Source organism: Salinispora sp. H7-4 (assembly GCF_013416675.1).
In the GTDB taxonomy this organism is placed as follows: Bacteria; Actinomycetota; Actinomycetes; order Mycobacteriales; family Micromonosporaceae; genus Micromonospora; species Micromonospora vitiensis.
The window spans coordinates 1-22,149 of the sequence record NZ_JABZED010000017.1 but is presented as its reverse complement, the minus strand read 5'-3'; the positions used below and the strand labels follow the sequence as shown (position 1 = coordinate 22,149).

The 22,149-nt window shown below is 69.7% G+C and carries 17 protein-coding genes and 1 pseudogene; 5 read left to right on the top strand and 13 right to left on the bottom strand.

What is annotated here, in order from left to right; all coding sequences use genetic code 11:
- The 5 genes from H0524_RS24695 to H0524_RS12390 all read right to left on the bottom strand — a co-directional run.
- On the bottom strand, nucleotides 1-437 hold a 437-nt coding region (locus H0524_RS24695; protein ID WP_255435912.1), incomplete at its 3' end, for an FAD-dependent oxidoreductase.
- Nucleotides 438-510: 73 nt separating this feature from the next.
- Entirely contained in the window at nucleotides 511-1,869 is a 1,359-nt protein-coding gene (locus tag H0524_RS12405; RefSeq protein WP_180198793.1) for a rhodanese-like domain-containing protein, read from the bottom strand.
- 931 nt (nucleotides 1,870-2,800) lie between these two features.
- On the bottom strand, nucleotides 2,801-3,796 hold the full coding sequence (locus tag H0524_RS12400) for a LuxR C-terminal-related transcriptional regulator (protein WP_180198792.1): 996 nt from the start codon (nucleotides 3,794-3,796) through the stop codon (nucleotides 2,801-2,803).
- A gap of 280 nt (nucleotides 3,797-4,076) precedes the next feature.
- The gene (locus tag H0524_RS12395) at nucleotides 4,077-4,736 is read right to left on the bottom strand and encodes a response regulator transcription factor (RefSeq protein WP_180198791.1); all 660 of its coding nucleotides are present in this window, start codon (nucleotides 4,734-4,736) and stop codon (nucleotides 4,077-4,079) included.
- Nucleotides 4,709-5,998: a sensor histidine kinase gene (locus H0524_RS12390; RefSeq protein WP_180198790.1), complete on the bottom strand. Its 1,290-nt coding sequence runs from the start codon at nucleotides 5,996-5,998 to the stop codon at nucleotides 4,709-4,711. Before H0524_RS12390 ends, H0524_RS12395 begins: the two co-directional genes overlap by 28 nt.
- Before the next feature lie 180 nt (nucleotides 5,999-6,178).
- Here H0524_RS12390 and H0524_RS12385 point away from each other — a divergent pair, with 180 nt between their 5' ends.
- Both H0524_RS12385 and H0524_RS12380 read left to right on the top strand, forming a co-directional pair.
- Nucleotides 6,179-6,712: a DedA family protein gene (locus tag H0524_RS12385; RefSeq protein WP_180198789.1), complete on the top strand. Its 534-nt coding sequence runs from the start codon at nucleotides 6,179-6,181 to the stop codon at nucleotides 6,710-6,712.
- A 371-nt stretch (nucleotides 6,713-7,083) separates the two neighbouring features.
- Nucleotides 7,084-7,320 (top strand): transposase family protein, encoded by a 237-nt coding sequence (locus H0524_RS12380; protein ID WP_255435911.1) that lies wholly within the window; start codon nucleotides 7,084-7,086, stop codon nucleotides 7,318-7,320.
- 130 nt (nucleotides 7,321-7,450) lie between these two features.
- On the opposite strand, the gene H0524_RS12375 is transcribed toward H0524_RS12380, so the two are convergent.
- Both H0524_RS12375 and H0524_RS12370 read right to left on the bottom strand, forming a co-directional pair.
- Nucleotides 7,451-9,019, bottom strand: coding sequence for an ISL3 family transposase (locus H0524_RS12375; RefSeq protein WP_180198788.1), 1,569 nt, complete (start codon nucleotides 9,017-9,019; stop codon nucleotides 7,451-7,453).
- A gap of 532 nt (nucleotides 9,020-9,551) precedes the next feature.
- Nucleotides 9,552-10,952 (bottom strand): annotated as a pseudogene (locus H0524_RS12370) (IS30 family transposase).
- 283 nt (nucleotides 10,953-11,235) lie between these two features.
- Between H0524_RS12370 and H0524_RS12365 the strand changes: the two are divergent.
- The 3 genes from H0524_RS12365 to H0524_RS12355 all read left to right on the top strand — a co-directional run bounded on the left by H0524_RS12365 (nucleotide 11,236) and on the right by H0524_RS12355 (nucleotide 15,328).
- A complete protein-coding gene (locus H0524_RS12365) occupies nucleotides 11,236-11,991 on the top strand; it encodes an AfsR/SARP family transcriptional regulator (protein WP_218941918.1) in 756 nt (251 codons plus the stop codon).
- Nucleotides 11,992-12,119: 128 nt separating this feature from the next.
- Nucleotides 12,120-12,857: an ABC transporter ATP-binding protein gene (locus tag H0524_RS12360; protein WP_180198786.1), complete on the top strand. Its 738-nt coding sequence runs from the start codon at nucleotides 12,120-12,122 to the stop codon at nucleotides 12,855-12,857.
- Nucleotides 12,851-15,328, top strand: coding sequence for an ABC transporter permease (locus H0524_RS12355; protein ID WP_180198785.1), 2,478 nt, complete (start codon nucleotides 12,851-12,853; stop codon nucleotides 15,326-15,328). The genes H0524_RS12360 and H0524_RS12355 overlap by 7 nt, the downstream gene beginning before the upstream one ends.
- A gap of 178 nt (nucleotides 15,329-15,506) precedes the next feature.
- Here H0524_RS12355 and H0524_RS12350 read toward each other — a convergent pair whose 3' ends face one another.
- The 6 genes from H0524_RS12350 to H0524_RS12325 all read right to left on the bottom strand — a co-directional run.
- Nucleotides 15,507-16,451, bottom strand: a complete 945-nt coding sequence (locus H0524_RS12350) for a TauD/TfdA family dioxygenase (protein ID WP_180198784.1) — start codon at nucleotides 16,449-16,451, stop codon at nucleotides 15,507-15,509.
- 34 nt (nucleotides 16,452-16,485) lie between these two features.
- Complete coding sequence (locus H0524_RS12345; protein WP_180198783.1) at nucleotides 16,486-17,430, bottom strand: TauD/TfdA family dioxygenase; 945 nt, start codon at nucleotides 17,428-17,430, stop codon at nucleotides 16,486-16,488.
- 16 nt (nucleotides 17,431-17,446) lie between these two features.
- Entirely contained in the window at nucleotides 17,447-18,202 is a 756-nt protein-coding gene (locus H0524_RS12340; RefSeq protein WP_180198782.1) for a thioesterase II family protein, read from the bottom strand.
- Entirely contained in the window at nucleotides 18,199-19,470 is a 1,272-nt protein-coding gene (locus H0524_RS12335) for an MFS transporter (RefSeq protein ID WP_180198781.1), read from the bottom strand. Before H0524_RS12335 ends, H0524_RS12340 begins: the two co-directional genes overlap by 4 nt.
- Entirely contained in the window at nucleotides 19,467-20,435 is a 969-nt protein-coding gene (locus H0524_RS12330) for an ornithine carbamoyltransferase (RefSeq protein WP_180198780.1), read from the bottom strand. The genes H0524_RS12335 and H0524_RS12330 overlap by 4 nt, the downstream gene beginning before the upstream one ends.
- Before the next feature lie 25 nt (nucleotides 20,436-20,460).
- On the bottom strand, nucleotides 20,461-22,149 hold a 1,689-nt coding region (locus H0524_RS12325), incomplete at its 5' end, for a serine hydrolase (RefSeq protein ID WP_218941917.1).

Sequence of the window (22,149 nt, the reverse complement as noted above, 5' to 3'; positions counted from 1 at the left end):
CGGATCAGTTCCCACGTCTTCGGCGCCGTGGCGTACGTGTAGTTGCTGGATACCAGCGGAGTGTCCATGGCCGCCGCCATGCCGGGAATCTTGCCCCAGTCGAGTTGGATGCCGGGGCACACGACGAGATGGTCGTAGCGGACCCGGACCCCACCGGCGGTGGTAACCGTCTGCTGTTCCGGGTCGATGGTGTGCGCGGCGTCCTTGATCCAGGCGACACCCTTCGGCATGACCGACGCCTGCGGGCGGGCGCTCTCCTTGGCCCTGGCGCATCCGCCACCGACCAAGGTCCACAGCGGCTGGTAGCAGTGGGTTTCGGCGGGATCGATGAGGCCGATATCGGGGACCTTCGCCCGGCGGAGCCGTGCGGCGACGTCGATGCCGGCGCTGCCGCCGCCGACGATGAGGATGCGATGGTGAACGGCGGGTGCGGTCATGACGGTGCCTCCCTGTGGGTGAGGCCGTCGGCGGGGTGGCGCTCCCTCGGCGGCATGGGGTCGGTCAGGATGTTCAGCCGGTGGCCTGGCCGGAGATGACAGCGACGGCGTACTCGTCGTCGATGTGGACGACGTCGTGGCCGGCACGATCGAGCAGGCTCGCGGCGATGCCGGCCCGGAACCCGCTGGCGCAGTGCACCGCAAGCGGGCCGGGTGGAACGTCACCGAGCCGATCCAGCAGGCAGTGCAGCGGGATGTGCACCGAGCCGGGAATCGCGCCAAGAACGCGTTCGTCGGCGCGCCGCACATCCAGCAGGGTCAGGGCCTCCCCGGCCTGCTGGGCTGCGGCAAGTCCAGCGAAGGTGATCCGCCGGTAGCCACGGGTGGCCACGCCGTCGGCCAGGTCGCGCAGCCTGCCCGTGGCAGCACCGTCGGGCCGGTCGATACCGATGCGCACGAGTTGGCGCTGCGCGTCGGTGATCTGCTGCGGGGTCTCACCGATCAGGGTGAGCGGAATGCCCCAGGGAATGAGCCAGCCGAGGTACGTGGCGAACTGCTGGCTCAGGGCGATACTGATGGTGCCGACGAGGTGCTCGGCGGCGTACGCCGTCCGGTCGCGCAGATCGACCACCCACTCCCCGGCGCTGATCCGTTCCCGCAGTTCAGTCGGACTTACCTGCTGCGGGGCGGACAGGTCGACCGGTCCGGCGCCAGCACGGTTACGGGCACCCATATACGCGTAGTAGGCCGGGTAGGCGGTGAGACCGGCGACCAGCCGCGCCACGAATGTGTCCTCGTTCGTGGCGATCAACGCGTCGTTGCGGGTTCTCTCCTGCCCCACGGTGCTGTCCTCGCCGCCGGACCTGGACCCGGCGGAGCAGAAACTGCCGAATCCGTGCGTCGGAAAGATCCGGACGTCGTCGTCGAGCAGGTCGACGAGGCGATGTGCCGAGCGATACTGGGCCCGGGTCAGTTCCTCCGTGCGGGCCGGGTCGACCAGATCGGTGCGCCCAACGGTGCCGTAGAGCAGACAGCCGCCGGTGAATACTGCCGCCGACCCGGGGCCACCGCTAATCACGAAGGCCAGGTGGGTATCGGTGTGTCCCGGGGTCGCCACCACCCGCACTCGCATGCCCCCCACCGACAGTTCGTCACCATCAGCGACGCCGTGCCGCTCGAACGCCACCTCGTCGGCGGCGTTGACCGCGTACGGCGCATCGTGCTGATGGGCCAGTTGCAGGCCGCCGGAGACGTAGTCGTTGTGGATGTGCGTCTCCAGCACCATCGCGCAGCGCAGCCCACGCTCGTGGAGAACCGCCTGCAAACGGTCCAGGTCACGCTGCGGATCAACCACGATCGCGACATGCCCGTCGTGGACGATGTAGCTGCGGTCACCGAGCTCGCTGGTCTGCACCACTGCCACGTCCACCACGGGGTCAACCCCTCCTTGGCGAAAGCGAATGTCCGTCCGAGAGGTTCGCGCGTTCGCGCGGCTGCGTCGGCCGCGCGGCCGACGCAGTTCAGCTCCAAAGAAGTGACGCTCGGACAGAGACGGCTGAAGCGTCCGCGGGGTCTGGCCCATGGCACCGCCTTTCAGCTCCTCGCGAGCAACACATCGATGCATATGAAAGTCACACCCATAGGGTGACCCAGGGTTTAGCACAGCGCAACCAGGAACGCCGGAAAACAGCATTCATGTGCCCGCCGGCCGTCCGCGCGACGACCAGGGCCTTTACTGACACGACATCGATGTCGCGCACGAACAGCAGATGCGGTCGTTCTTCACCGAACACGTCACATCAGGATCGGTGGCTGGACTAGTCAACTGTTGCCAGAGGCTGCGCAGAGGCTCCTCCTCCAACGGATGTCGCGCCGGGGTCAACCGGTGCCAACACCGGCACCACGAGCGACCGCCCCGCCGGTCGACCGGACCCGCCAACCACCACGCCAACATCGCCGGGTGGCGGCGACCGGACCGAACGGGCGGCGAAGGTCAGGGCCAAGGCGCATCCGGAGCACACACCGCCCACATCATCGAAGATCATGTGGGCTGCCCGCGCTGCCGGCTGAGCGTCGCTTACCGCGAAGGATTCGACCAGTTCGTCATCAGCCGCGTGGTGGCCCAGTCATCGCTGTCGCAGTTCACGTCCTTTAGGGCCGGGGAAGGTGTCGTCCTCAGCGCGCGACGGGGCGCAGGGTGGTCAGCCTCGGCGCGGGGGGGGCGACACCGGGCGGCCCGGCCGGGCCTCGGCCTCAGGGCATGGCCTCGGGGCACGGCCCAGCCGGCGACGGTGACCATCCAGGGCGCCGCGCAGCATCCGCGGCCGGGCTTTGTCGAGCACGCCCACTCCGGCCGGAGCCGTTTAGACCCGGTTGGGGCTGAACCAGCCCCGTTCGGCCGCGCGGACGCCGGCCTGGAAGCGGCTGCTGGCACACAACCGCTTCATCAGGAACGCCACGATGCGCCGGGCCGTGCGGACCGAAATGCCGAGCTTGCGGGCCACCACCTCGTCCGTGTAGCCCGCAGCGAGAAGTTCCGTAACTACTCGCTCCTGCCGGGTTAGTTCCTCGTCCGGTTCCTGTTCGCCCTCGCCGAGCGGGCTCGCCTGCCGCCAGACGTTCTCGAACAGCGCGTGCAGTGCGGCGAGGGGTGCGGTGCCGGTTAGGACCAGGGCGCCGACGCCGGGGCATTCGGGGTCCAGGTCGAGGATGGCGGTCGTCCGGTCGTAGATAGTCATCCGGGGCGGCAGACAGGGCGCTGTGCGGATCTGGGCGCCCGCCTCGATCAGGGTGCAGGCGCGGGAGGTGGACTCGGCGTCGTTTACGAGGCTGTCCAGGAAAATGCAGCGCGCAGCGACATCCGAGGACAGCAGGCTCGTGTCAACTGTTTCCACGATCCGTCCTTCCGGGCCACGGAAGACGCTCGGGGCTACGACGGCCACCTCACTGACGGCGGTTTGTGAGAGTCGCTCACTGTAAGCGTAAATGGCGTCTAGGCCGGTCAGTGCCTGCACCCTGACCCAGTCCGAATGCGGACGGGTTTCGCCGTATTCGACGACCATTTGGCTGATCGCGGCACGCGTGTCGGCCATTGCTCGCTGGCGTTCCAGCAGGTCAGCCTCCCGGCTTTGCAGCAGCACGCCGAGGCCGATCTCCGGATGGATAAGCCGCATTGCGCCCGGCGCCTCCAGCGACGGGCGCACGAGGGAGAGCCTCACCAATTCCTCGAGGGCGGCGTTCGCCCGTTGGGGCGACCATTTTAATTGGCTCGATATATCGACTTCAGTCGCTACCAAATGTTTGAGCAATTGCTGATAGACAGCCTCAGCATCCGTTCCCAAGCCGAGATCGGCCAGCATCCTACTCCTCCCCCATGATGACAGAACCGCACCGCTGCGGCGGAGCGCGACGGCCGGTGAGAATTCTGCACGATACTACGTCGATTACCCAAGGCCCCTAAAACCGGCGAACCCCCTCAAAGGCGGTGAACAGGGCGGGCAAGTCAGGTTGCAGTCCTGTGTGAAGGCGATGGCAGACAGTTGTCATGGCCGGAAGATGCCATCGCGCCACGAGCTCGGCCGGCGCCAGGCATCGAACGTGGCGAGCGCGGGCGGAGGGCGAGCGTTCGCAGGTAAGGGCTCAGGATCGCAGGAAAGTGAGCACCGCGAGCACGCGCCGGTGGCTCTCCTCAGTCTGCGGGAGGTCGAGCTTGTAGAGGATGTTGCGGATGTGCTTGGCCACTGCCGCCTCAGTGACCACCAGGTTCGCGGCGATCGCGGCATTAGACCGACCCTCGGCTACCAGGGCCAGCACCTCGCGCTCGCGGTTGGTCAGCGCTTCGAGGGGATTGCGGCGCCGACGCAGCATCTGCCGCACCACCTCGGGATCCACCACGGTGCCACCCGCCGCCACCCGGTCGAGAGCGTCGAGGAATTCCTCCACCTGCCCGATCCGGTCCTTGAGTAGATAGCCGATGCCCGTTCCGTCGCCGGCGTTCAGCAGTTCTGTCGCGTACATAGTCTCGACGTACTGGCTCAGCACGAGCATGGGCAGGGCCGGGCGTGTGCGGCGCAACTCCACCGCAGCGCGCAGCCCTTCGTCCTTGAATCCCGGCGGCATGCGCACATCGGTCACGACCACGTCGGGGTCGTGCGTCTCGACCGCTTCCAGCATCCCGTCGGCATCGGAGACCGCGGCGACGACCCGGTGACCGAACCGGGCCATCAGCCCGATCAGGCCCTCCCGCAGCAGAACGCTGTCCTCGGCGAGGACTATTCGGAGTTCGGAAGCGGCTGGCAAGGAATCTCCACAACTATTCGGGTGGGTCCGCCTGGTGGGCTGGACAGCGACAGTCTGCCATCGACGACGGAAACCCGGTCACCGAGGCCGAGCAGGCCAGTCCCCGCGTCGATGTCGGCGCCGCCGCGACCGTTGTCGCAGATGCTCACCGTCAGACGGTCTTGCGTATAATCGCCAGAGATTTCCCCGCGGTCGGCGCCGGAGTGTTTGGCCATATTCGACAGTGCCTCCGAGACGACGAAGTAGACTGTCGACTCGATCGGCCGGGAGAATCGTTGCGGCACTGTCAGGGAAACGTCGACCGGAATCGCTGAGCGGGCCGCGAGCTCGTCCACCGCCTCCGCCAGGCCGAAATTGGTGAGCGCCGGAGGGTAAATGCCGCGGATCAGTTCCCGCAGCTCCACCAGAACCATCCCGGCCTCGTCGTGCGCGCGAACCAGCTGCTCCGCCAGCGGTCCGGCCGGCGCGTCGAGCCGGGCCACCCCAAGCATCATCGTGAGGGTGACCAGCCGTTGCTGGGCGCCGTCGTGCAGGTCCCGCTCGATGCGGCCGCGCTCGGCCTCGAATGCATCGACCAAGCGAACCCGGGAGCGGGTCAGCTCGGTGATCCGCTCCCCCAGCTGGCTGCCGGTCGGGGTAATGAGGACACGGGCCAGCGCCCCGCGCGAGCCGGCGAGCAGGCCCAGCCCGTACGCACAGGCGACCAGCGCGAGGAACCCCGCGGCGCAGGCGGCGAACGCGCTCGACCAAGAGGTGACTGCGTACGTCTTCAGCACGTTGACCTGCTCACCCTCGCCGACGGTGGCGAGCAGCAGCGGGGTGGCGAGCAACGCGAGCGGCACGGTCACCCCCAGGGCCACGGCGAGCAGGTCGATGGGCCAGAGCACGAACATGAGCAGCGCTGCGTAGCCGAGCTCGCGCCACGTGACCGGCTCGGTGAAGCGGGTCCGCAACCACGAGGTGAGCCCCGGGCGCGGCGGGGTGCGGTGGGCGTCGGGCACCGGCCGGACGTTGATCATCCGCAGCGACCAGCGCTCGACGACCGCCGCGGGCAGGCCTAGCAGGGCGATCGCGCCCAGCAGTGGGATGCCGACGACCACGACCGCAAGCAGTCCGCCGGCCGAGAGCAAGAGCACCGCCACGACCAGCGTCAGCAATCCCGTCAGACCACTGACGATCAGATATCCAATCGAACGCAAAGGCCACCCGGACAGCAGGAAGCCCGGCCGGGCCAGGGCCTGCCATACGTTTTGCGCACTCACCCGGACAACCGTAGACGGCCGGTGATCGCGTTTCCAGCCAGCAGGTGCGACCGGCGGAGGTAGTGCCAGCGCTACCAACAAGACTCACTTCCGGAGGCGTGCGCCGAGCCCGCAGGTCCGGTTCTCTTGATGAAGTGCATCCGCACCGCAAGGACCAGGCCACTGGAGGGTGAGTACCCGATGACCGATTGGCTGGCCGGCAACGTCATGACGCTGGGACTGTGGGGTACATTGCTGGTGGTCCTGCTGCTTCCCGCGCTAGAGGCGGCAATTCCCTTCATCGGCATTCTCGTGCCGGGACAGAGCGCGGTGGTCGTGGGCGGGATGCTCGCCTCGCACCGCGTCGTCCCGCTGCCCGCGACCATCGCCGCCGCTCTGGTCGGCGCCGTGCTCGGCAACTTGATCGGATATTGGGTTGGTGAGCGGTGGATGACGGCCGCGTACACCACGGCGAGGGGTGACGGGCTGCGCCACCGGCACACTGCAAAGGCGCTCGAACTGGTCGAGGGGCGGGGTAGTTCGGCCGTCCTTATCGGACGCTTTGTGCCAGGAATGCGCACGCTCGTGCCCACCCTGTGCGGCATGGTGCGGACCCCCTGGCGGGCGTATCTGACCTGGTCGGTGACGGCAAGCGTGGTGTGGGCGGTGACCTGGACTCTCATCGGCGTCCTCGTCGCCCGCGGGGCAGGCGGTGTCACCGGTCTCGTTACGTGAGCTAAGCCCCATACGCCGGGGAGTCCTTCGCGGCTGCAATCCAGGAGCTACACCGCTTCCATGGCCTTCACCCTGAATTCGGGGGCTCGGCACTCCCTCTGCCCCACCCAACGGGCGAGACCTCTAACGACGCCGCAGGCTTCGCGTCATGCTACGGACCGCTCAGTCGCTCCCCCTGACAGGGCTTTCGACGCTGGGCTTCGACCCGACCCGTTTCCAGACCGAGCCGCCAGCCTGCTACCGGGCCTCCTGGCAGCTACCCGGACCGGACTCACACCGGCAGGCGACGACGAGCTTACGACTCCAGATGAGCTACACACTCACCTCCAGGTCCGCTGGGCGCACGAAAGACCGAGGTTAGCCGTCGCCCTGTGAAAGGGGGAACAGGACGGCCCAGCGACCGGCTCGCCGACCTGATCGGCCGGGTCTGCGAGATCGCCGACGAGGAGTGGGAGAAGCCGCCAGTCGGGCGTCCGCACGTGTTGCCGCTGCCCACAGCGGTAATCGCGGTGCTGTTCGGGCTGCGGCACAACATGAGTGACGAGGTCGTAGCCGGGGTGTTCGGCTGTTCACAGGCCAGGGTCACCCGCTATCACCAGATCCTGTAGCCGATCCTGCGGTGGGTGACCCGCCCGAAGGTCGACCAGCACCTCGAGTAGACCCGCCGCCAAGGGGTGTCAACGGCGGATTGGAACTGGCTCTGGCACACATTCTGTGATTGATCTTCTCAGCGACGGCTCATGGGGAGGCCAGGACGCGTTTGCGGAGGAGGTCGAGGTTCGCTCGGCCATACATCTGTCGCTTGATCGTCTTGATGCGGTTGACCTGGCCTTCGACCGGGCCTGAGCTCCATGGCTGGGTGAGGCCGGCGACGACGGCGTCGCGGTCGCTGGCCAGGCCGGCGGCGAAGCCGCGGATTTCGGGGTAGCCGGCGTGGCGGGCTCGGTTGATCCAGGCGTCGAGGTGCTGGCCGGTGCCCTGGTGGCGGACCAGGGCGGCGAACCCGCGGGCGAGGTCGGCGACGGTGTCGAGATCCGAGCAGAGTCTGCGGGCGTCGGCGAGATCAGCGCGGTCGTCGTCGGTGAGTTTGTGGCCGGGTCGCATGATCCAGGCGGTGATCCGCCGGGCCGACGGCACCTGGATTGCGGCGGCAGGGGCGGGTCGGGTGCGGTTGATGGTGAGCCAGTCCCGCAGCACCCGCAAGCTGCCCTGATAGCCGCGGGCCAGGAGCTCAGCGTGCAGCACGGCTGTCTGGTGGACGCCGTCGGTGAGGCGTTGCCGCAGGTAGGAGTGGAACGGGGCGAGGACGCTGGGTCGGCTGCTGGCGTTCGGGCCGATCAACGCCTCGGCGGTGGCGGCGTGGGCGTATTTGCGGGCGGTTCTGACGTTCATGTCGAGGCGGCGGGCGGTCGCGCTGATCGATAGCCCTTCGGCTCGCAGCGCGTGCACGGCCGCGTGGCGTTGGCGTGTGTTCGCCGCCCGGCGCCCCGCCTCGCTCGGCTCGTCGGCTGGGGCGGCCAGGGCAGATGTCGGTTCGGCGTGGGTGCGTAGGCATCGGCGGTGCCCGCGAATGACTTTCTCGACGGTGTCGCTGAGGTTCTTCAGCAGGTGCCACCGGTCGGCGACCTGGACCGCGTCAGGTGCTCCCTTGCGCGCACCGTCGGCGTAACTGCCGCCTCGATCGCGGCAGATGATCTGAACGCCAGGATGGTCGCGCAGCCAGGCGGCGAGGGTGTCGGCGGTGCGGTCGGGCAGAACGTCGATCGGTCGGCGGGTGTGCATGTCGAGCAGCACGGTCGCGTAGCGGTGGCCCCGACGGCGGGCAAAGTCGTCCACGCCCAGCACCGTCGGCGTCACCGGCGGCAGGTCGGGCATCCGGCGGATCATCCGGATCAACGTCATCCGCGACACCGCCACTGCTAACCGATGCGCCAGCCGGCTGCCCGGTCGACCGCCCAGCGCCACGGCGACGGCTGCCAGGTCGCCTGCGGCCAAGACGGTGTGACGGGCATGCCGGCGAGTCAGACCGGGCACTTGCTCGACGAACGTCCGCCGTCCGCATCCGGCGTTCACGCAGGCGAATCGGCGGACCGTCAATGCGACCAGCACCTTACGGCTACCTAACCTGACATCGGCCAGCCGCCGCACATAACGACCATGCACAGTGGTCGACCAGGTGCCGCAGGCGCCACACCGTGCCCGCACCGTCTGCGTCGCCGCGTTGATCCGGACCCCGACAGCCCGGATCACCACCGCATCCAGCCGCAGGCCCGTCAGGTGCGGCAGTAACGCCGGAATGATCTCCATCCCGGCACCCAACCCCAACTACCAACGAGCACGACTCACAAAATGTGTGCCAGAGCCAGTCTCAGCGCGTCGTCGACAAGGGGCGCTGGTTGACGGGGTCGTCGCCCCGATCGGGCAACGCGAGGCCTACCACGGCCTACTTCCAGCAAGAAGCATCTGTCAGGGCAGAACGTGCAGGTCATCGCCGACCTCGACGGCCGACGGCTGGGTCGCCGATGTCGGCGACCCGGTCAACGGTGCCCGTCACGACGCCACGGCGTTCTTCATCTCGGGCATCGCGGACCGTTGGGCAGAGCACTACACCGCCGGGGCCCAGGCATGATCGGCAATTGCGGCTACCAGCGGCACCGGCCCGATCACCCCCGCACAAGGAACCACTCGGCGGCGAACTGACCGCCACTCAGAAGACCCACAGGGTCAACCGGCTACGCGCCGCCGTCGAACGCGCGATCAGCCACCTCAAGAAACTGGAAGGTTCTCAAAACCGGCTACCACCGGATCATGACCAACTTCCCCGACACGTTACTTAGGTTCAAGGAGTCGTTGCAACACCGGCTACCTGGGCCGATTCTAGGTGTTCGGCCAGGGCTTCAGCGGGAGTCTTCCATCCCAGCGTTTTGCGGGGCCGGCTGTTGAGGGCAGCGGCGATGGCATCGAGATCGTTTACCGAGTGTCGTGATAGGTCGGTGCCCTTTGGGAAGTACTGGCGTAGCAACCCGTTGGTGTTCTCGTTCGTGCCGCGTTGCCAGGGGCTGTGCGGGTCGCAGAAGTAGATGGCGAGGCTGGTGTCTAGTCGCAGTTGGACATGTTGGGCCATCTCGGCGCCTTGGTCCCAGGTCAGTGAGCGTCGTAGCTGTTCGGGCAGGGCGGCGATCTGTTCTGCGATCGCGTCGCGGACCGCTGCGGCGCCGTGCCCCGCCAGCGGCGGGCCGTTTTTCACGACGGGCTACTGGCCGTGTCCTTGCATGCGGGGCAGATGCAGCAGCATCGTGTACCGGGTGGTGCGCTCGACCAGCGTGCCGATCGCGGACCGTTCGAGTCCGATGATCAGATCACCCTCCCAGTGACCAGGCACTGCCCGGTCGGCGACCTCGGGAGGCCGTTGACTGATCATCACGTCCGGGCTGACGAAGTGCTTGCCCCGCCTACGGGTACGGGCCTGCGGCACCCGTAACGCGCGGCCGGTCCGCAAACAAGCCGGCAGCTCCCGGCGCAACGCGCCTCGGCCTTGGACGTAGAGCGCCTGGTAGATCGCCTCGTGCGAAATCCGCATCGAGTCATCATCCGGGAAGTCCAGCTGTAGTCGCCTGCTGATCTGCTCGGGACTCCACGCCGTTGCCCATCGCCGGTCCGCGCGACGGCCATGCCGGCGACCCTTCCACGGGACATTCGGCCCCGGGATCGGCCGGCCCCCGGCATCGGTGATCGCCCCAGCGAGTCGTTCTTGCACATAGTCACGCAGCCGATCGCTTGCGGCCAGCTTGGCGACCTTCGGGCGTCGACTGCGACGCTCGGCATGCCACTGCGCATTCACGGCGCGGTAGTCCATGCGACCGCCCCGCGTCGCGGCGTTGCGGCGCAGTTCCCGCGAGATCGTTGACGCGTCACGGCCAACCGCCCGGCTGATCTCCCGCACACCTTTGCCCTGCGCTTTGAGCAGGGAAATCTCCTCACGCTCAGCGAAAGACAGATACCGGCCCGACAACGGAGCAAGCGACAACGGCGACATACCGCCACCCTGACGAAACCATCGCCCGCCGACCGGCTGCGACACACCACATGCCGCCGCGGCCTCCTCGCTCGACAGGCCCTCAGCGATCCGCCGCCAGAACTGCCGCCGCACCTCCCGATACTCATTCACCCCCGGCCGACCCGGCGACCGCATCGCCGGCCTGCCCGTCACCATCGTCGTCCAGCCCGCAGGTCTCCCCATCACACACCCCTCGATCAGGGTGTTGCGACGACCACTGGAATCCGCCTTACGCACCGCGATCACTCTGGAAATCTTCAGAACCACCACACCGGGTTTTGAGTGACCTCTCTTTGCGGGATTCGTAGGTGGCAACCTGCTGCCATTGCAGCCTCCTGACGCCGTAGGGGCACCCGGGGTGAGGTGGGGATCCTGGAGGATCGTTCCGGGGTGATCACCCATACATGGTGGACACCCATCACGGTTCGGCGACGGGGGATACATGGAGTTCAGGATTCTCGGTCCGGTGGAGGCGACCCGCGACGACAGGACCCGGGTGACCCTTTCGGGCACGAAGGTCACGACCGTCCTGGCTGCGCTGCTGCTTGCCCGGGGGCGGGTGGTCTCGGACGGCCGGCTGGCGGACTTGCTATGGGGTTGGTCGCCACCGGTCACGATGGGCGCCCAGATCTACACGTACGTCTCGCGGCTGCGCAAGCAGCTCGGCGGCGGCGCGGAGATCCAGCGGCGGCTTCCAGGGTACGCGATTCGCACCGACGGTGCTCAGGTGGACCTCGTGCGCTTCGAGGACCTCGCCGAGCAGGGTCGCCAGTCACTGCAGGACGGACGGTTTGAACGGGCCAGCGACTGCCTCAGAGAGGCGCTGGAGCTGTGGCCCGGCAACGCGCTGTCCAACGTCACGGAACATATGGCCGCGGTGGAGCTGCCCCGCCTAGAGGAGCTACGGACCGCCGCAGTGGAAAACAAAGTGGAGGCCGATCTCATGCTCGGCCGGCACCGTGAGCTCGTCGCCGAGCTGACCGGGCTCGTCGCCGACCACCCGCTGCGGGAGCGGATGCGCGCCCAACTGATGACGGCCTTGTGCCGCAACGGACGCCAGGCGGAGGCGCTGCAGATCTTCCACGAGGGGCGCCGTCAACTCGCCGAGGAGCTCGGCGTGGACCCGGGAGCACACATCACCCGCACCTACCAGGCCGTGCTCAACAGTGAGCTCGAGCGCACGCCGGCCCTGAGCCGAGAGTCCACGCTCGTCACGATCTGATCGTTCCACCCGCAACGGGGCACCGGCGTCACGCGACACCGGTGCCCCGTCCCGGTATCGCTAGCACTACCGCAAAGACTCACTTCCGCGAGGCTGCGTGCAGCCTCGCCGTACACCAAGATCGAACCATGACCCGTGACGCTATTCGGCTCCGCAACGTCACCCGCACCTATGGCGCGAGCGACGGAGCGGTGACCGCCTTGAACGACCTCTCCCTGTCTTTCACCGAGGGCACCTTCGCCGCCGTCATGGGCCCCTCGGGATCGGGCAAGTCGACGCTGCTGCAGTGCGCGGCGGGCCTTGACCGGCCGACCTCCGGCTCGGTGCTGCTCGGCGAGACGGACCTGACGACGCTCAACGAGACGAAACTGACCCTGCTGCGCCGCGAGCGCATCGGCTTCGTGTTCCAGTCCTTCAACCTCCTGCCGGCGCTGACCGCTGAGCAGAACGTGGCGCTGCCGCTGCGGCTGGCCGGGCGCCGGCCCGGCCGCTCGCAGGTGCAGGACGTGCTGGCCCAGGTCGGGCTCGCGGGCCGGGCCAAGCACCGCCCGGGCGAGATGTCCGGCGGCCAGCAGCAGCGCGTCGCGATCGCCCGGGCGCTGATCACCCAGCCCGAGGTCCTCTTTGGCGACGAGCCCACCGGTGCGCTGGACTCCACCACCAGCCGCGACGTCCTGACGATGCTGCGGGCCCTGGTGGACGAGCAGCGGCAGACGATCGTGATGGTCACCCACGACCCAGTCGCCGCGTCGTACGCCGACCGCGTCGTATTCCTCGCCGACGGCCACCTCAACGGCGAGCTCGAGGCGCCCACAGCCGAGGCCGTCGCCGCCCGGATGACCCAGATGGAGACCGTCGCATGCTGACCGTGACCCTCAGCACCCTGCGAACCCGCTGGATGACGCTCGTCGGTACGTTCGTCGCGCTGGCGCTGGGCGTGGCGCTGATCGCCACGATGGGCCTCGGGCTCGCGTCGACCCTCGACGCCCCCGAACAGGAGCCCGAGCGCTTCGCGGGCGCGCCGGTCGTGGTGCGCGGCACCGACGAGCTGCGGGTGCCCACGCCGATCGGTGACCGCACCCAGCCCCTCGCCCAGCCGCGGGGCGTCGCGCCCGAGGTCGCCAAGGCGCTCGCCGCGAAGGCCCCCACGGTCGCCGACCGGTCGTTCCCCGTACGCGTGGCCGGACCCGGCGGCGACGACGACCTGGTCGGGCACCCGTGGTCGATTGCCGCGTTCGGCGAATACCGGCTGACCGCCGGGCACGAGCCCCGCAAGCCCACCGAGGTGGTGCTCTCCGGCGATGCGTCCCTGGTCGGCAAGGCGGTGTCGGTGCGCACCCCGGCAGGGCTGAGTACGCGTACGGTCGCCGGCGTGGTCGCGCCGGCCCGCTTCGAGGAGCCCATCTTCTTCGCCGACGCGGAGGCCGCCAAGCTCTCGCCGCGCATCGACAACCTGGTCGTGCAGGCGGCGCCCGAGATGGTGCGTACGGTGGTCGGTGCCGGCTCGGACGTCCAGGTGCTCACCGGCAGCAACCGGCGAAAGGCCGACCCGGAGCCCAACCGCGACCGCGACGCCCTCATCGCCATGAACGCCCTGCTGGGCACCGCGGGCGGCGTCACCACGTTCGTCTCCGTCTTCGTGGTGGCGTCCACCTTCGCCTTCGCCGTCGCCCAGCGGCGCCGCGAGATCGGGCTGATGCGCACCGCCGGTGCCACCCCGCGGCAGGTGCGTTCGATGATGTTCATGGAGGCGGTGGTGGTGGGCGTACTCGCCTCGGTCGCCGGGTGTGTGCTGGGCTCATACAGCGCCCCATGGCTCGCGAGCCTGCTCGTCGACGAACAGCTCGCACCCCCCTGGTTCACCATCGGGGCATACACCTGGCCGTACCACGTGGCGTTCTGGACCGGGCTGCTCGTCGCGCTCGGCGGGGTCACGGTCGCCACGGTGCGGGCGGGGCGCATCCGTCCCGTCGAGGCGCTGCGGGAGGCCTCGGTGGACACCAAGGCCATGACGCCGGGGCGCTGGGTTTTCGGTGCCGGCCTGCTCGCCACCGGGCTCAGCATGCTCGTCTGGCGGCTGCTCGCCGACCCGGGCGACGCACTGCACCGCAAGACGTACACCACCCAGCCGATGCTGCTGATTACCGCGGTGGCGCTGCTCGCGCCGATCCTCGTGCGGCCGCTGACCCGGCTGCTCGCGTGGCTCCCGGCTCAGCTGCCCGGCGCCACCGGCATGCTGGTACGCGAGAACGCGGCCGCCGGCGTGCGGCGCACCGCGGCGATCGCGGCGCCCGTGCTGGTGACCGTGGCCCTGGCCGGCTCGCTGCTGGGTGCGACGGCCACCATCAACGAGGCGAAAGCGAACGAGATCCGGGAGCAGACCCGCGCCGACTTGATCGTGCAGGCCGACGACGCCGCCGGGGGTTTCGACGCCCAGACTGTGGCGCAGGTCCGCCAGGTGCCCGGAGCCACGGTGACCGCCAGCGCCGCCACTCCCGTCTACCACCTCGAGGAGGGCACGGCGCTGATCCGCTCGGACGCGCAGGCCGTCGACCCGCGCGAGCTCGTCGCAGCGCGCAAGCTGCCGGTGCAGGCCGGCGACATCGCCGACCTCGACGACAGCAGCATCGTCGTCAACAAGGAGTGGGTGCAGCACACCGTCGGCGAGCAGGTCGACGTGTGGCTCGGCGACGGCACCAAGAAGTCGCTGCGGATCGCGGCCGTGATCGCCGCCGGCACCGGCAACAACGGCGTCTACGTGACCCCACGCAACGCTCCCGGGTTCACCCCGGACCGGCTGGAGGTCACCTGGGCCGCGGGCTCCGACGTGAACGCCGGGACCGCGGCGGTCCGGGCTGCCCTGCAGCCCACCGGCGCGGATGTACAGACCCGGGCGGCGTGGATCCAGTCGGAGTACCCGAGCAACAGCCGCCAGACCCGCGTCGGCTACCTGGTGGTGCTCGGCATCGCGCTGATCTACACCGGCATCGCGCTGGGCAACACCATGATGATGGCCACCTCGGACCGGGTACGCGACCTCGCGGTGCTGCGCCTCGCTGGTGCGACGAAGCGGCAGATCCTCATCCTGGTCGCCGTGGAGGCGATGACGGTCGTGGTGGTCGGCGCGGTGCTGGGCACCATCGTGACGGCGTTCAACATCCTGGGCATCTGGGGCTCGCTGGCCGCCCTGTCGGTCTGGTCCAGCGTGGTGCTGCCCTGGCAGACGCTCGCGGCGACGGTGGGGGCGTGCGCGGTGGTCGCCGTGGTCGCCTCCGTGCTGCCCGCCGCCGGCGCGCTGCGGACCCGCCCGGTGGAGCTGTCCGGCGCCCGCGAGTGAGCGCCGCCCGGCCCTGACCGCGCCGGGAACCGACCGCTTCGGGTCGGACCCGCCGGGAGCCCGTTCCCCCGTTGCAGGCACCCGGCGACCCGAAGCACCAGTGCCCCCAGACAATCCCGCAAGGTGCGGCCGGGATGTCTGGGGGCACGACTTGTCGCGCAGCTGCCCGCCCAACCGCTCAGGCGGACGGCTCCGCCATCGCCACCGCGATCCGGCGGGGCCCGGTGAAGGGCTCCCGCGCGTGGGCGGCCAGCATGTTGTCCACGACCAGGACGTCGTCGCGCTCCCAGTCGAGACGGGTCGACGCGGCCCGGTAGGTGGCGCGCAGGTGGTCCATCACGTCATCCGGGATGCGCCCGCCGTCGCCGTAGTACGTGTTGGTCGGCAGATCCTCCTCATCGAAGATCGCCAGCATTCCCTCTCGAACGTCCTCCGCGAGCGTGGTCACGTGGAAGAACGTGGCGTGGTTGAACCACACCCGCTCGCCCGTCACCGGGTGGGTGTGCACCGCGGAGCGCACCGCCACGGTCCGCAGGCCACCGTCCGGGCGCCAGTGCGGCGTCAGGCCCTTGTCGCGGCAGTACGCCTCCACCGCGGACCGGTCGTCGGTGCCGAAGGTCTGCTGCCACGGCACGCCGAAGTCGGCGTGGAAGTTGCGGACCACCCGCCAACCGCGTCGCTCGAACTCCTCGCGTACGGCCGGGTCGAGGTTGCGGTAGACCTCGCGGATGTCCGCGAGCGGGGTCGCGCCCTGCGTGTGCGCGGGCTCAATGCAGTAGAAGTACAACGTCTGCGGCCAGACGGCCTGGTAGGAGTTCTCGTTGTGCAGGAAGATCTCCTCCTCGGCCGGGTAGTCCGTCGAGGTGTACACCTGCCCCTGGATGGTGCTGCGCGGAGAGGACCGCTCCGCGTACGTGAGCGGGGCCGAGCCGGAGAACGCCCGGACCACGCCGTCGAAGCCATCAACCCCGCCGACCGGGAAGCCGCGCAGTAGCACGGCTCCCCGGTCCGTAAGGGTCGCGCGCAGGTCCTCGCGGTTGTCCCGGATGTAGTCGTGGACATCGGTGCTGGGGTGCGGGGCCCGCCGGACCGCGGCCACCGTATCCCTGATGCTGCTCGTCATGTCGCCGTGCTCCCCTCGTTGGCGTTGGCCGCGCTCAGTCGGACATCGCGACGAGGACCCGGCGGTCGCCGGTGAACGGCCGACGGCCGTGCGCGAGCGCCACGTTGTCGATGACCATGAGGTCGCCGGCCCGCCAGTCGACGTCGACGGCGTTGTCCAGCCCGCGGTCGCGGACCTGCAGGATGTACTCGGCGGGAATGGGCGAGCCGTCCGCGAAGGTGACGTGCTGCGGCAGGTCCTCCTCCGGCATGATCTGGGCCAGGGCGGCCGCGGTGTCGTCGCCGAGCCCAGCGGCGTGCCACTGGTCAGCCTGGTTGAACCACACCTCTACGCCAGTCACAGGGTGCCGGATGGTGGAGGGGCGCACCGAGCGGATCCGGACGCTGCCGTCGCGCTTCCACTCCCACGTGGCGCCCGCGTCGGTGAGGAACGCCTCGACCTGCGCCCGGTCGGTGGTCTCGAACGTGTCCTGCCAGCTCTTGCCGAAGCCGTATCCGTCGTGCAGGTTCTGCACGTAGCGCACGCCGCCGGCGAAGGCCTCGCGGACCTCCGGGTCGAGCGAGTCCAGCCACAGGGCCGCGTCCAGCACGGGCGTGGCGCCCCCGCCGCCCGGCTGCACCTGGCAGTAGAAGGCCAGCCGGGCCGGCCAGGCGTGCGCGTAGCTCATCTCATTGTGCATCGAGATGGTGAACTCCTTCGGATACTCCGTGGAGGTGTAGACGTTGCTGCCGACCTTGGTTCGCGGCGAGTTGCCGTGCACGTAGGCGAGCCGGTTGGGCAGCAGGTGGTCGAAGACCGGGTCCAGGGTTTCCGGCGTGATGCCGAAGCCCCGGAACACGAGCGCCTTGTGCTCGGTGAGCAGGTCACCCAGCTCGGTGCCAAGGTCGCCCAGGCACGCTACGATTCCCTGCGGCCCGCTGCGGCCGACCGCCGGAATCTCCAGCGGGGACCAGACCTTGGTGTGCTCCGTCTGCGTCACTGACTTACCCTCTCGTTCACGAAAGCCGCCTCGTGATGTGCGAGACGAGTTCAGCCTGGCGCGGTGCCAGGTAGAAGTGGTCACCTGGAAAACTGTGCAGCTCGAACCGCCCGGGCGCGGTGAGATCGGACCAGCCGCGGACGCGCTCCGGCGTGCATCCGGGGTCACGGTCGCCGACGTACGCGGTGATCGCAGCGCGCACCGGGGCGGGAGTCGCCGGCCAGTATCCCTCGATGAGGGCGTAGTCCGCGCGCAGTGGCGGCAGCAGCAGCTCGCGCAGCTCGGCGTTGTCGTACGCTGCGGAACCGAGATCGCCCAGCCGTCGGACGCCCGCGACGAGCGCGTCGTCGCCCAGCTCGTGAAGCCTCGTCCGCTGGGCCTGGTGCGGGGCCGCGTGGGCCGAAACGAAGAGCCTGCGCACCGGGATGCCGGCAGCTTCCAGGCGAAGCGTGACCTCGTACGCGACCGAGGAGCCCATGCTGTGTCCGAACAACGCCACGCTCCGCGTCGGGCACCAGCTCAGCGCCGCGGTGATGTCGTCGGCGAGCTCGGTCATGTCGGTCGCGCAGGGTTCGGCAAGCCGGTCCAGCCGGCCCGGGTAGCGCACCGCGAGCACTTCCACGTCCGCCGGCAGCAGCGCGGACCAGCCGTGGAAGAGCTGGGCGTTGCCGCCGGCGTGCGGGAAGCAGACGAGGCGTATGCGGGGTTCGACGACCCGGCGGTACGCGCGGAACCAGTCCTCGGGCCGGGCCTGCCGACGGGTGTCGGTCATCGTTGTCCGCTCTCCTCGGATCGGGGGATACCCGCGGCACGGTCCTCGGTGCGCAGGGCCGGGCTCAGCGCACATGCGAGGACCAGCACGGCCATCGCGGCGCAAACGGTGTGCAGGGTCGCTCCTCCGCCCCAGGCCGCGAGCAGCATGCCGCCGACCAGTGCGCCGAGCGCGTTGGTGCCGGAGCCGACGAGGTTCATCGCTGCCGCGACCCGGCCCTGCAGCGCGTCGGGTGTGACCCGTACCTGGTATACCGCGGCAGTCACGTTGAAGATCGCGCCGACGAAGCCGGTCGCGGCGAACAGCACGCCGAGCACGACAGGGTTGCGGGTGAGGGCCATGGCGCTCATCAGCACCAACCAGGCGCTCGCGCCGCCGAGCAGGGTCGCGCGCTGGGTGAGGTGGCGCAGCCACCAGCCGCCGGTGAGGGCGCCCGCGACGCCGCCGATCCCGCCAATGCCGACGATCACGGCCAGCGTCGCCGGGCTGCGGTTCTCCTCCTTGACCACGACAATCAGGGTCAGGGCGAGCACCTGGAAGAGGATGTTGCTGAGCGCCACGAAGACCAGCGCTCCGCGCAGGAACCGCTGCCGCCACAGCCACCGCAGCCCGTCAAGCACCTCGGTGGTGAGCTTGCGGCGGGGCGCCCGTTCGCCCTGGAACTCCTTCTTGATGAGCAGGAGGGTGACCAGGGAGATCAGCGAGGCGAGCGTCGAGAACGAGAACGGGGCCCAGCGCGCCGCGGTCTGCAGCAGCACCCCGCCGGGCTGACCGATCAGGCCGGCGGCCCGGCTGCGTGCCTCGTTCTGTGACAGGGCCTGCCCGAGGTGGGTGGGATGCACGACGTTGCGTACGGCCCCACGCTCGGCGAGCTTGTAGAAGACGGCGAGGCTGGTGTCCACGAACGCCGTCGCCGCGAGGTGGGCGACCGACACGAAGCCGAGCGCCAGCGCCACGGCGCCGCTGCCGAGCACGAGCGCGCGGCTCCCCTCGCAGGTGATCATCAGTCGGCGGCGGTCCCACCGGTCCGTGAGCGCCCCGGCCGGCAACTGCACGAGCAGCACCGGCAGTAGCGCCGCGAACGAGACCGCGGACATCGCCAGCGGCGAGTCGGTGTGCCACAGGACGATCAGCGGGTAGGCGACGGCGCTGACCCGGGCACCGACGAAGGAGACGCCGGCGCCCGACCAGAGCAGCAGGAAGTCGCGGTTGCGGCGCAGCGGCGGCGGCGCGTCCCTGTCCGGCGGGGCCTGGCCGACGACGGTCACCGAGGCAAGCCGTCCGCAGGCCGGCACCACTCCAGCACGGCCATGGCGCTGTGCATCTTGTTCTCCGCCTGGTCGAACGCGATGCTGGCCGGGCCGTCGAGCACCTCGGCGCTCACCTCGTCGCCGCGGTTGGCCGGCAGGTCGTGCATGAACACGGCCTTGGGGCTAGCCTGCCAGAGCCCGGCGTCCACCGTGAATGGTGCGAAGACCTCCCGCCATCGCGGGTCGGGCTTGACCGTGCCGGTGGTCTCCCAGCGGGTCGTGTAGACGACGTCAAGGTCAGCGGGCAGGTCGTCCATGTCGTGGCGCTCGGCGAACGAGCAGCCGTACCGCGCAGCCTGCTCGGTCGCCCCGAGCCGATACGCCGACGGAAGCCCGTACCCAGGCGGGGTGCGCATCTCCAGCGTCACGCCCGGGAAGCGGGTGAGCGCCAGGGCCAGGGCCGTGGCGGTGTTGTTTCCCTCGCCGACGTAGAGCACCCGCAGCCCGTCGATGCGGCCGAAGCGGCGTGCCATCGTGGTGAGGTCGGTCAGCGCCTGGGTCGGGTGCTCGTCGGCGCTCATCGCGTTGACGACCGCCATCCGGTCCTGCGCCGCCCACTCGCGCATCTCGGCCGGGTCGACGGCGGTCCGCGCGACCAGCACGTCGAGCATCCGGGACATGACCCGGCCGGTGTCGGCGCTGGTCTCCCCCGTGTTCAGCTGCAGATCGCCGGGGCCGTATGCGATGATCTGCGCGCCCAGCCGCAGCGCACCCGCGGAGAAGGCCGTACGGGTGCGTGTGGAGGTCCTACTAAAATAGATGCCGGCCACCCGCCCGGCGAGCGGGCGGGTGTGAGCCGCCTGTCCGCCGGTGCCGTCGCCGCCGGCCGCCGAGAATTCCACGCCCCGCGCGACGATTGCCCGCAGGTCGTCGTCGGTGAGGTCGTCGATGGAGATCAGATGGCGTACGCGTTGCTGCGTCATGTCCGCTCCCTGGCTGCGCGCCGGATCAGGCTCGCTCGTCGTCGGTGGCCACGGGCCGCAGCACGGCCGCCGCGGCGCCCGCGTCGGGGCCGGCGGTGCCCGCCCAGCCGGCCGCGAGAGTGCCGCGGCCGAAGGATGCGTCGCGCTCGGCGAGCGCGGCGGTCAGGTGCCGCACGACGTCCTTGCCGCCGTCGGCGTTGGTGAGGGCGACGAAGCCGGAGCCACCAGTGACCCGGCTGATCGCCATGTTCCAGTAGCCGGCGGGTTCGCCGCCATGGCCGAACTCAAGGTCCGCGCCGGTGTCGTCGACGATCGTGCCGAGCCCATAGAAGCTGCCCGATTCGACGCCGACGAGCTGCTGCGCGTACGGCTGGGCGAGCAGCGCCCCCGGTTCCCCGAGCAGGCAGCGGCGCAACTGCGCGGCGAAGGTGGCGAGGTCGCCCGCGGTTGACCACAACCCGGCCGCCGCGAGGTGTCCGCGCTCACGCCAGCGGCCGTCCAGCACCGTGCCCCGCCGGTCGTGCCCGAGCGCGACGCTGCGTCCCGCCGTACGCGGAAAGTCCTGCGCGAAGCTGCTGCCGGTCATCGCGAGCGGGTCGAGCACGAGCCGGCGCATGAGCGGCGCGAAGGCTTCGCCGGTGACGTCCTCGAGGACTTGCTGCACGACCCAGTAGTGGGTGCTGGACTTGCGGAACGCCGACCCGGGCACCAGCTCGCGCCGGACCTCCGGGTTGACCGCGGGCGGCCGTCCGGTGAGCAGTTCCAGCAGCGTGGGCACCGGCTCGCCAGGGCGGAAACCGACGCTGCGGTGCCGGGCCAGGCCGGCGCGGTGGCCGAGCAGGTGCCGCAGGGTGAGCGGCCCCGGCGCGTTCGGGTCGTCCGCGGGTCGCCAGGAGGTGAGGTACGCGTCGACGTCCAGGTCCAGGTCGAGCACCCCGTCCGCGACGAGCCGCAGGGCGGCGAACGCGGTCAGGTGCTTGCTGATCGACCCGGTCTGGAAGATCGAGCCCGGCTCGACGGCCGGGCCGGCCTCCGCACCGAGCACACCGAGGCTGAGCGTCTCCGCCACCTCGCCGGCACGCAGCAGCGCGATGCTCGCGCCCGGCACGTGGTTCTCCGCCATGACAGCGCGAAGGTCGTCGGCAAGATCCGGCAGCACGGCCCGTGACTCCGCTGCGCGGGCGCGGTGAACCAGGGCCGAGGCCTCGGCTAGCTTCGGGTCCTGAGCCCCGGGTGCCTCGCCGGCCCGCCGGAGCAGGTCGGCCAGGAGTTCGGCCGACACCGTCACCTGGGGTTCGGGGGCGGCGGCCCGCGCGGCCTCCTCGGCTTCATCGGCGTCGATGGATGCGGCGAGTGCGTGCAGGGTCTCGTGCTGGTACATGCGCCAGATGGAGACGGTCAGCCCGGCCTGGCGGGCCGCAGCCAGCACTTTGATCATCAGCAGCGAGTGACCGCCGAGGTCGGCGAAGCGGTCGTGCACGCCGACCTGATCGACGCCGAGGACTCCGGACCAGATGCCGGCCAGGAGCCGTTCGGTGGGCGTCTGCGGCGGGACGAACTCGTCATCGGTGTCCATCGTGGCGCGATCGGGCGCCGGTAGGGCCCGCCTGTCGACCTTGCCGTTGGCGTTGAGCGGGATGACGTCGAGACCGACAAACGCGGACGGGACCATGTACTCCGGCAACCTGACCCGGCACCACTGACCCAACTCACC

Excerpts from the sequence above, each read along its gene's own strand:
- H0524_RS12400 (WP_180198792.1), bottom strand. The coding sequence starts at position 3,796 with ATGCTGGCCGATCTCGGCTTGGGAACGGATGCTGAGGCTGTCTATCAG.
- H0524_RS12385 (WP_180198789.1), top strand. The coding sequence starts at position 6,179 with ATGACCGATTGGCTGGCCGGCAACGTCATGACGCTGGGACTGTGGGGT.
- H0524_RS12375 (WP_180198788.1), bottom strand. The coding sequence starts at position 9,019 with ATGGAGATCATTCCGGCGTTACTGCCGCACCTGACGGGCCTGCGGCTG.
- H0524_RS12360 (WP_180198786.1), top strand. The coding sequence starts at position 12,120 with ATGACCCGTGACGCTATTCGGCTCCGCAACGTCACCCGCACCTATGGC.
- H0524_RS12355 (WP_180198785.1), top strand. The coding sequence starts at position 12,851 with ATGCTGACCGTGACCCTCAGCACCCTGCGAACCCGCTGGATGACGCTC.
- H0524_RS12350 (WP_180198784.1), bottom strand. The coding sequence starts at position 16,451 with ATGACGAGCAGCATCAGGGATACGGTGGCCGCGGTCCGGCGGGCCCCG.
- H0524_RS12340 (WP_180198782.1), bottom strand. The coding sequence starts at position 18,202 with ATGACCGACACCCGTCGGCAGGCCCGGCCCGAGGACTGGTTCCGCGCG.
- H0524_RS12330 (WP_180198780.1), bottom strand. The coding sequence starts at position 20,435 with ATGACGCAGCAACGCGTACGCCATCTGATCTCCATCGACGACCTCACC.